At 52.7% G+C, this 8392-nt stretch carries 8 protein-coding genes; all 8 read left to right on the top strand.

Going from position 1 to position 8392, the window contains the following annotated elements; all coding sequences use genetic code 11:
- Positions 1 to 339, top strand: a 339-nt coding sequence (locus ACI32D_RS05055) for a 5'-methylthioadenosine/S-adenosylhomocysteine nucleosidase family protein (RefSeq protein ID WP_439775532.1), incomplete at its 5' end; no start/stop codon positions are given.
- The gene (locus tag ACI32D_RS05060) at positions 340 to 1503 is read left to right on the top strand and encodes a cysteine desulfurase family protein (RefSeq protein ID WP_439775533.1); all 1164 of its coding nucleotides are present in this window, start codon (positions 340 to 342) and stop codon (positions 1501 to 1503) included.
- 54 nt (positions 1504 to 1557) lie between these two features.
- Positions 1558 to 1899 (top strand): DUF1831 domain-containing protein, encoded by a 342-nt coding sequence (locus ACI32D_RS05065; RefSeq protein WP_439775534.1) that lies wholly within the window; start codon positions 1558 to 1560, stop codon positions 1897 to 1899.
- A 4-nt stretch (positions 1900 to 1903) separates the two neighbouring features.
- Positions 1904 to 3031 (top strand): tRNA 2-thiouridine(34) synthase MnmA, encoded by a 1128-nt coding sequence (gene mnmA, locus ACI32D_RS05070; RefSeq protein ID WP_439775535.1) that lies wholly within the window; start codon positions 1904 to 1906, stop codon positions 3029 to 3031.
- A gap of 99 nt (positions 3032 to 3130) precedes the next feature.
- Positions 3131 to 3790: a histidine phosphatase family protein gene (locus ACI32D_RS05075; RefSeq protein WP_439775536.1), complete on the top strand. Its 660-nt coding sequence runs from the start codon at positions 3131 to 3133 to the stop codon at positions 3788 to 3790.
- A complete protein-coding gene (locus tag ACI32D_RS05080; protein ID WP_439775537.1) occupies positions 3790 to 4443 on the top strand; it encodes a tetratricopeptide repeat protein in 654 nt (217 codons plus the stop codon). The genes ACI32D_RS05075 and ACI32D_RS05080 overlap by 1 nt, the downstream gene beginning before the upstream one ends.
- A gap of 13 nt (positions 4444 to 4456) precedes the next feature.
- Positions 4457 to 6862 carry an SF1B family DNA helicase RecD2 gene (gene recD2, locus ACI32D_RS05085; RefSeq protein WP_439775538.1) on the top strand — a complete coding sequence of 802 codons (2406 nt, stop codon included), beginning with the start codon at positions 4457 to 4459 and terminating at the stop codon, positions 6860 to 6862.
- 160 nt (positions 6863 to 7022) lie between these two features.
- Positions 7023 to 8369 carry an FAD-dependent oxidoreductase gene (locus ACI32D_RS05090; protein ID WP_439775539.1) on the top strand — a complete coding sequence of 449 codons (1347 nt, stop codon included), beginning with the start codon at positions 7023 to 7025 and terminating at the stop codon, positions 8367 to 8369.
- Positions 8370 to 8392 lie beyond the last annotated feature (23 nt).

The following is an 8392-nucleotide window of genomic DNA, read 5'->3' on the forward strand; positions in this document are numbered from 1 at the left end:
AAGCTGGACAGCGCGGAAAGAGACAAGTTCAAGGACTTTTTGGCCAAAAAGGGCGTAGCCTACAAGGAAGGCCTGGTCGTGACCGGGGACTCCTTTATTTCCTCTCAGGCGCAAAAAGATGAAATTCTGGGCAATTTTCCAACTGCCCTGTGCGTGGAAATGGAAGGGGCGGCTTTTGCCCAAGTGGCCTACCACTTTAACGTGCCGTTGATTGCCTTGCGGGCAATTTCCGATAATGGGGATGAAGATGCCGACAATGACTTTGCCGCCTTTGTCAGAAAGGTTGGTGCCCAGGCGGCAGAACTGATCGTGGAATACTTAAGGGAGAATGATTTGTAAATGAAGCAGGTATATCTTGACAACGCGGCAACGACGCCGATGTCACCGACCGTCATTGACGTGATCGCTGATGAAATGGCCAATGACTTCGGCAATGCTTCCAGCACCCACACTCTGGGCCGGAAGGCCCGCAACACCGTGGAAACGGCCCGGCACACGATTGCCCAGGCCATCAATGCCAAGGACCAGGAGATTATTTTTACCTCCGGCGGTTCAGAAAGCAACAACACGGTAATTTTTGGCGTGGCGGAAATGCAGAAAGACGTGGGCCGGCACTTGATTACGACCAAGATCGAGCATGAATCAGTCTTAAAATCAATGCAGCACCTGGAAGAACTCGGCTACGAAGTGACCTACCTGGACGTTGACGGGGACGGGCACATTTCCCTTGACCAGCTGCACGAGGCCATCAGAGACGACACGATTCTGGTCTCAGTCATGGCGGTCAACAACGAAGTTGGCAGCATCAACCCTCTCAAGGAAATCGGGCAAATCGTCAAGGAAAGCAATGCCTTCTTCCACGTTGACGCTGTCCAGGGCCTGGGCAACATCGATCTGGATGTTGAAGAAATGGGAATCGATTTTATGTCGACTTCAGCCCACAAGATCTATGGGCCGAAATTCCTGGGCTTCCTGTATGAAAGAGACGGGATCCGCCTGCCAAACCGGATTTATGGCGGCGACCAGGAATTGAAGCGGCGGGCCGGTACGGAAAACGTGCCGGGGATCGCCGGCTTTGGCCAGGCAGTAGCTGAAGTGCAAGCTGAATCCAAGGCTGACCTGCAGGCCAAGTACACTGACTTCCAGAAGATCGTCTTGAGCCGGCTGGATGAAAGCGGGGTAGCCTACGAGGTCAACAGCCCCTTGACCGGCCTGGTTTCTCACCATGTCTTGAACCTGCGCTTAAACGGCCTGTCCACCTATGTCCTTCTGGCCAACCTGGACCTGGCCGGCTTTGAAGTGTCGGGCGGTTCTGCCTGCACGGCCGGCAGCCTGACCCCGTCACACGTTTTGACGGCTATGTTTGGCCAGGATTCGCCAAAGGTCAGCGAATCGATCCGGATTTCTTTTGGCCGCTACAACACGGCGGAAGAAGTGGAAGCCTTCGCGGATGCCTTGGTAAAGGTGGCCCGCAAGCTGCAGGACCGGAAGCGGGAAGACTAAATAGTTGCTTTTTTGAAGGAATGTACTTACAATTAATAAGCGAGGTTTTACTTTATGGCTAATACTGTGATGATCAATGGCGACAAGCGGAAGTTCATGCTTAATCCAGACGTGAAGCTGTATGCGTTGATTGACGCCGGCTTCCAGAAGACCCCCCGGGGCAACTTCGTCTACGAGCACCCACTTTACAACGAATCGCCTTACAACGCGACGACCAAGCTGAAGATGACGATCAAGAGTGACTTGTCAGGCTTGACTATGATCGTTACGGATCCAAGCGGCCTGAAGAAGGTAAACATTTTTAAAAACAAGCAGCTGGCTCCGACGGTTGAACTTTTGGACTATATCTTGAAGGACCTGGAGGAGCGGAAAATTTTAAGCGAAGTGAAGGATTGATTTAATGGTTGACAATAGCAAGATCAGAGTCGTTGTCGGCATGAGCGGCGGGGTTGACTCTTCAGTAGCAGCCCTTTTGCTCAAGCGGCAAGGCTACGACGTCGTCGGCGTTTTTATGAAGAACTGGGATGATACCAATGATGATGGTGTCTGCACGGCAACTGAAGACTACGAAGACGTCAAAAAGGTTGCCGACAAGATCGGCATCCCTTACTATTCGATCAACTTCGAAAAAGAATACTGGGAGCGGGTCTTCCAGTACTTTTTGAAGGAGTATAAGGCTGGCCGCACGCCTAATCCCGATATCATGTGCAACACCGAGATCAAGTTCAAGTCCTTCCTGGAATATGCCCTGGACCTGGACGCTGACTACCTGGCCATGGGTCACTATGCCAAGACCATGGTTGATGAAAATGGCGTGACCCACATGATGCGGCCAAAGGATGGCAACAAGGACCAGACTTACTTCTTAAGTCAATTGACCCAAGAACAGATCAAGCGGGTCATGTTCCCCCTGCAGGACTTGACTAAGCCGGAAGTGCGGCGGATTGCCGAAGAAGCCGGCCTGGTCAACGCCAAGAAGAAGGACTCAACTGGGATTTGCTTCATTGGGGAAAGAAACTTCAAGCACTTCCTCAGCGAATTCCTGCCAGCCCAAGGCGGGGACATGGTGACTCCGGACGGGCAAGTTGTCGGCCAGCACGCTGGCCTCATGTATTACACGATCGGCCAGCGGCAGGGCCTGGGCCTGGGTTCAACCAAGCAGTCCACTGCTCCGTGGTTTGTCGTGGGCAAGGACCTGGCAAAGAACCAGCTGATCGTTGAGCAGGGCTATGACAGCCCCCGCCTTTACGCTGACCGCCTGCAGGCTTCCGGCATGACTTTCTTTACCGGCAATCCTGACCAAGATACGGAATTTAAGGCGACCGCCAAGTTCCGCTACCGGCAGTGCGATGTCGGCGTTACTGTCAAGTATCACGCGGACAGCAAGACGGCTGACGTCTACTTCGACGAGCCAGCCCGGGCGGTTACCCCGGGCCAGGCCCTGGTTTTATACGATGGCGAGGAATGCCTAGGCGGCGGAAACATTGACGCTGCCTTCAAGGATGACAAAAAGCTGCAATTAGTTTAACGGCAAGGCCAAGTCCCAGCGGACTTGGCCTTGTTCGTGTTTTTGGGGTTAGGCTTTTGCTATAATAAATAGCGATAGTTACGAGAGGCGATAAAAATTATGGAAATATATTTTGTAAGACATGGCAAGACTCAGTGGAACCTGGAGCAGCGCTTCCAGGGCGGACAAGGCGATTCAAAATTGCTGCCGGAAAGTTTGGCCGACATTGAGAAGCTGGGACGTTATTTAAAAGGGGAACATTTTAAGGCTGTTTACGCCAGTCCTCTGGACCGGGCAAGAATGACGGCCCAAGGGCTGATTGATGCGGCCGGGATCCGCCTGCCCCTGCATATCGATGAACGCTTGCGGGAAATGAACCTGGGCAAGCTAGAAGGGATGAAGTATGCAGAGGCGGAGAAGCTCTATCCCCAGGAAATCGGCAATTTTTGGCATCACCCAGACAAGTACGACAGCAAGGTCGTAGACGGGGAAAGCTATGAGCATGCCATGGCCAGGGGCCTGGACTTCGGCCGGGAAATGGCCAAGAAGTACCCGAAAGACAACGACAAGGTTCTGGTGGTCAGCCACGGGGCAGTTTTGTCAGCTATCATGGGGGCGCTTTTGGGCTATGACCTGGCAAACTTGCGGAAAAATGGAGTCATCTACAACACCAGCGTTTCAATCTTGGAAAGCCAGGAAAACGGACCGGACTTCAAGCTGGTCAAGTGGTCAGACGTTACTCCTTTAGGACATAAAATGTCAGAAACGGATGGTTTGTAATGGAGCAAAAGATCAATCAGCTTTATGAAGAAGGAAAAGTTGACCAGGCGATTCATGCTTTGATTGAAAAAATCGACCATAATCCCCGGGAAACTGACAATTACTTGCAGCTGGCAACTTATCTTCTCGACCAGGGCAGCGCTGAGCAAGCCAGGGAGCTTTTGACCAAGGCGCGGGGGATCGCGGAAGACCCCCAGGCCTTGACCTATGACCTGGCGGTCTGTGACTACGCCTTGGGCGACTTTGACCAGGCCCTGGCCCGCTTGGCCCAGATTCCGGATGACGACATGACCATGTACCAAAAGGCTCTGGTCTACCTTAAGCTGGGCCAAAGCCAGAAGGCTCTGGCTTATGCCTTGTCGATCAAAGAGAGCGACGACCGGGTAAAAGAACTCATCGGTGACATCTGGCTGGCCCTGGGAGAACTAGAGTCTGCCCGGGCCAGCTACCTGGAGATTGCTGAAGGGCAGAGAACAAGCAAGCTGAACTTTTTGCTGGGTCTCACTTATTTCAGCCAAGACCGGGACAAGGCAGAAGAATTTTTTGCCAAATCCAAGGAGCAGGATCCCAAATATTACCAAAAAGCCAAGGATCAATATGAGTCCCTGCTGAAGCTTTTGAGCCAAGGAAAGGCAGGGGCAGGTAAAGAATAATAAGGAGCGGGAAATGACCGAGTTTAGCGGTGAAGTAAAGAGCGTGATTTATGAAAACGCGCAAAATATGTACAAGATCTTGCTGGTCGCCGTAAATACGCCTCTGGCCGGCTACGACGATGACGAAATCAAGGTGACGGGGACCTTCGGAGACCTGGAAATTGGCCAGGAATACAGCTTTACCGGTGAACTGGTCACTCACCCCAAGTACGGCTTGCAGTTTCAAGCGACCGGCTGCCAGCCGGCCTTGCCTAAAGAAACCGGCGGGGTGGTCAAGTACCTGTCTTCTGACAAGTTCCCCGGCATTGGGCCCAAAACAGCGGAAAAAATCGTTGACCAGCTGGGCGGCGGGGGCCTGAAGAGCCTGCAGGCTGATCCGGCCTTGATTGCCCAGCTGGATCTTTCCCAAAAGCAAAAAGACAGCCTCTTGTCTGGCCTGGCCCAGATGGACTCTTTTGACGACCTGGCCATGACTTTGGCCAGTTACGGGATTCCCCGCAAGGTGGCTGGCCGCCTCTACCAGAAGTACCATGACCAGACCTTGAAAAAGCTGCAGGCTGACCCCTACCTGCCTTTAGGCGAGGTGACCGGCTATTCCTTCAAGCAGGCCGACCATCTGGGAATTGGCTTTGGCATTGCCCTTGACAGTTTGGAGCGGGCTAATGGCGGCATCCTGGCCGTTTTACTCCAGGCCTTGACTATGGATGGGGAAACCTATCTGGAACTGGATCAGCTTTTGCCGGCGGCCAAGGAACTGACAAATATCAATTATGACCGGCTGGCTGAAGCGGTCAATGACCTGCAAGACAAGAAAAAGGTCGTCGTGGAAGATGGCCGGGCCAGCCTGCTTGGACCATTTCAAGTGGAAAGTGAGATCGTGACTGACCTGGCTGACCTTTTGGCCAAGGGCAAGGAGGAGGACTATAAGGACAAGGACTTGGACCAGGCCATCAAGCGGGCTGAAAAAAAGCTGGGGATCAGCTATGACCCTGAGCAAAAGCAGGCCATCAAGAACGCGGTAACCAGTCCGGTATCAATCTTGACCGGGGGACCAGGCAGCGGGAAGACGACCATCATTGACGGGATCCTGCTGGCTTTAAAGGACCTGGCCGACATGGACGAAGAAGAAGCTGAAGAAGCAATTCTCCTGGCTGCCCCAACTGGCCGGGCCGCCAAGCGGATGGGAGAAGTGACCGGCTATCCGGCCAAGACCATCCACCGGCTTCTGGGTCTGGGGATCGACAACAGCGAGGAGATGGAGCTGAATGATTTGGAAGGGGAGATCTTGATCGTCGACGAAATGTCCATGGTTGACATCTACCTCTTTGAAAAGCTGCTCAGCGCCATTAGCAATGTCCGCCACCTGGTCTTTGTCGGCGACAAGGACCAATTGCCATCCGTTGGGGCAGGGAAAGTTTTTGCTGACTTGATTGAGGCGGACTTCATTCCAACCTGCCAATTGCAGGTGGTCCACCGGCAAAAGGATGATTCAACGATTATTCCTCTGGCTCATGCGGTTAATGAAGGGGCCGACCCGGCTGTTCTATTGCAAAAAACGGCCAGCTACTCCTTTATTCCCTGCCCGCCCCATGCCGTGCCTAGCGCTGTTGAGCAGATCACCCGGGCAGCCTTAAAGAGCGGCTTTGCGGCTGACGACATCCAGGTTCTGGGTGCCATGTACCGGGGTGACGGAGGGATCAACAGCTTGAACGACACCCTCCAGCAGGTAATTAATCCGGAAAAGGGCAATGATCAAGCAGTTGAAGCCCATGGCGAAAATTTCCGCTTGAACGACCGGGTCCTGCAGTTGCAAAATGACCCGGAACGAGGGATCTACAACGGCGAGATCGGCAAGGTCGCTTCCGTTGACCCGGAAATGCTGGAAGACGAAGATGATGAGGTCAAGCTTTTGGTCAATTTTGACGGCAAGGAAGTGGCCTATACGCAAGCTGACTTGAACAATCTAACCCGGGCCTATGCCATCACCATCCACAAGTCCCAGGGATCGGAATTTCCTTTGGTCATTCTCTGTTTGACCATGCAGAACTATATCATGCTCAAGCGGAACCTTTTGTACACGGCCATCACCCGGGCTTCCCAGAAGCTGGTCATGGTTGGCCAGGAGCAGGCTTTTGCCCAGGCCATGCGGGTCAAGGGCAATGAGCGGCGGACCAACCTGGTCTGGCTCTTGAAGGAACGCTTTAAGCCTGAAGAAGGCCAAAAGACAGAAGAGCAAGAAACAGAAGAAGAGGATGAGAGTAAGTTACCAGAAGAAAAAGCTGAAGACTACATCTTGACCGGGGCCCGGATCAGCCGGGCGGAGATTTCCCCCATGGTCGGCATGGAGGACCTGGTTCAGGGATGCAAGAATCTGGTAGAAATCGTCCGGACCAAAGGGACCGCTGGCATAATTAAATGAACTTTTTGACAGAAGGACTGGCTTGACCAGTCTTTCTTTTTTGCCTAAAACTTAAGAAAGTTACTTTTTGTAAGCAAAGTACTGACAAGGGAGAAGAGATAGGATATACTAAACATAACTTACAAAAAGTTAGTTACTCTTGAAGAAAGTTGGGTAAAAAATGACGGAAAAAGAAACAAGAAAGACAGTTAAAAACATCATCATTGGTTTCGGCAAGGGGGGCAAGACCCTGGCCAAGTTCCTGGGCCAGCAGGGCGAAGAAGTCCTTTTGGTTGAAAAGTCACCGAAAATGTACGGGGGTACCTGCATCAACATCGCCTGCCTGCCGTCCAAGCGCTTGATTTTGGAAGCAGCAGCCGGCAGCGATTTTTCTGAAGCAGTAGCTGGCAAAAATGAGATGACGGCTCAGCTGCGGGAGAAGAACTACCAGATGCTGGCTCAGGAAGACACGGTGACCGTGCTTGACGGCCAGGCCCGCTTCATCGGCGAAAAGGAAATTGAAGTCACTGGTCCGGCTGGCAAGCAGATTTTTAAGGGTGAACGGATCTTTATCAACACTGGGGCCAGCCCGGTTCTGCCACCTATTCCTGGCTTAAAAGAGAGCAAAAAGCGGCTGGATTCCACCCAGGCCATGGACCTGGATGACCTGCCAAAAGAACTTTTGATCCTGGGGGCGGGCTACATTGGTCTGGAATTCGCGGCCATGTTTGCCAATTACGGCAGCCAGGTGACTATTTTGGATCACAGTCCGGAATTTTTGCCAAGAGAAGACGATGATATCAAAGCCGCTGTCAAGGCTGACCTGGAAGCGGCTGGAGTTAAATTCATCTTAGGTGCCGATATCGAAAAAGTCAGCGATGAAGCTGATAAGGTCGTAATTGACTACCAATTAGGCGAAGAAAAAATGACTGCTTCAGCCGACAAGATCCTGGTCGCTGCCGGCCGGCGGGCCAACACAGCTGACCTTAACCTAGAAGCGGCCGGGGTAGAAACTGATGACCGGGGCAATATCAAGGTTGATGACTTCTTAAGAACAAGCGCTGACCAGGTCTGGGCCCTGGGCGACGTCAAGGGCGGACCGCAGTTTACCTATGTTTCATTAGATGACTTCAGAATTGTCAAGGACCAGCTTTTTGGCGAAGGCAAGCGGAAAGCCAGCGACCGGCAAATCCTGCCGACCAGTGTCTTCATTACTCCGCCTTTGTCAGCCGTTGGTCTCAATGAAAAAGCCGCTCAAAAGGCCGGGGTCGACTACCAGCTCTTCAAGCTGCCGGTTGCTGCCATCCCCAAGGCTAAAGTAGCCAAGGACAGCCGGGGCTTGTTCAAGGCCCTGGTTGACCCGGCAAGCGGGCAGATCCTGGGGGCCAGTCTGTACGGCCTGGAATCCCATGAACTGATCAACCAGATTGCTTTGGCCATGAAGGCCAAGCTGCCTTACAGCTTCCTGCGTGATCAGATCTACACCCACCCGACCATGAGCGAGGCTTTCAACGACCTCTTCAAGTAAAAAATGACAAAGGGCATAAAAAA

This window comes from Lactobacillus sp., assembly GCF_051873315.1.
Lineage (GTDB): Bacteria > Bacillota > Bacilli > Lactobacillales > Lactobacillaceae > Lactobacillus.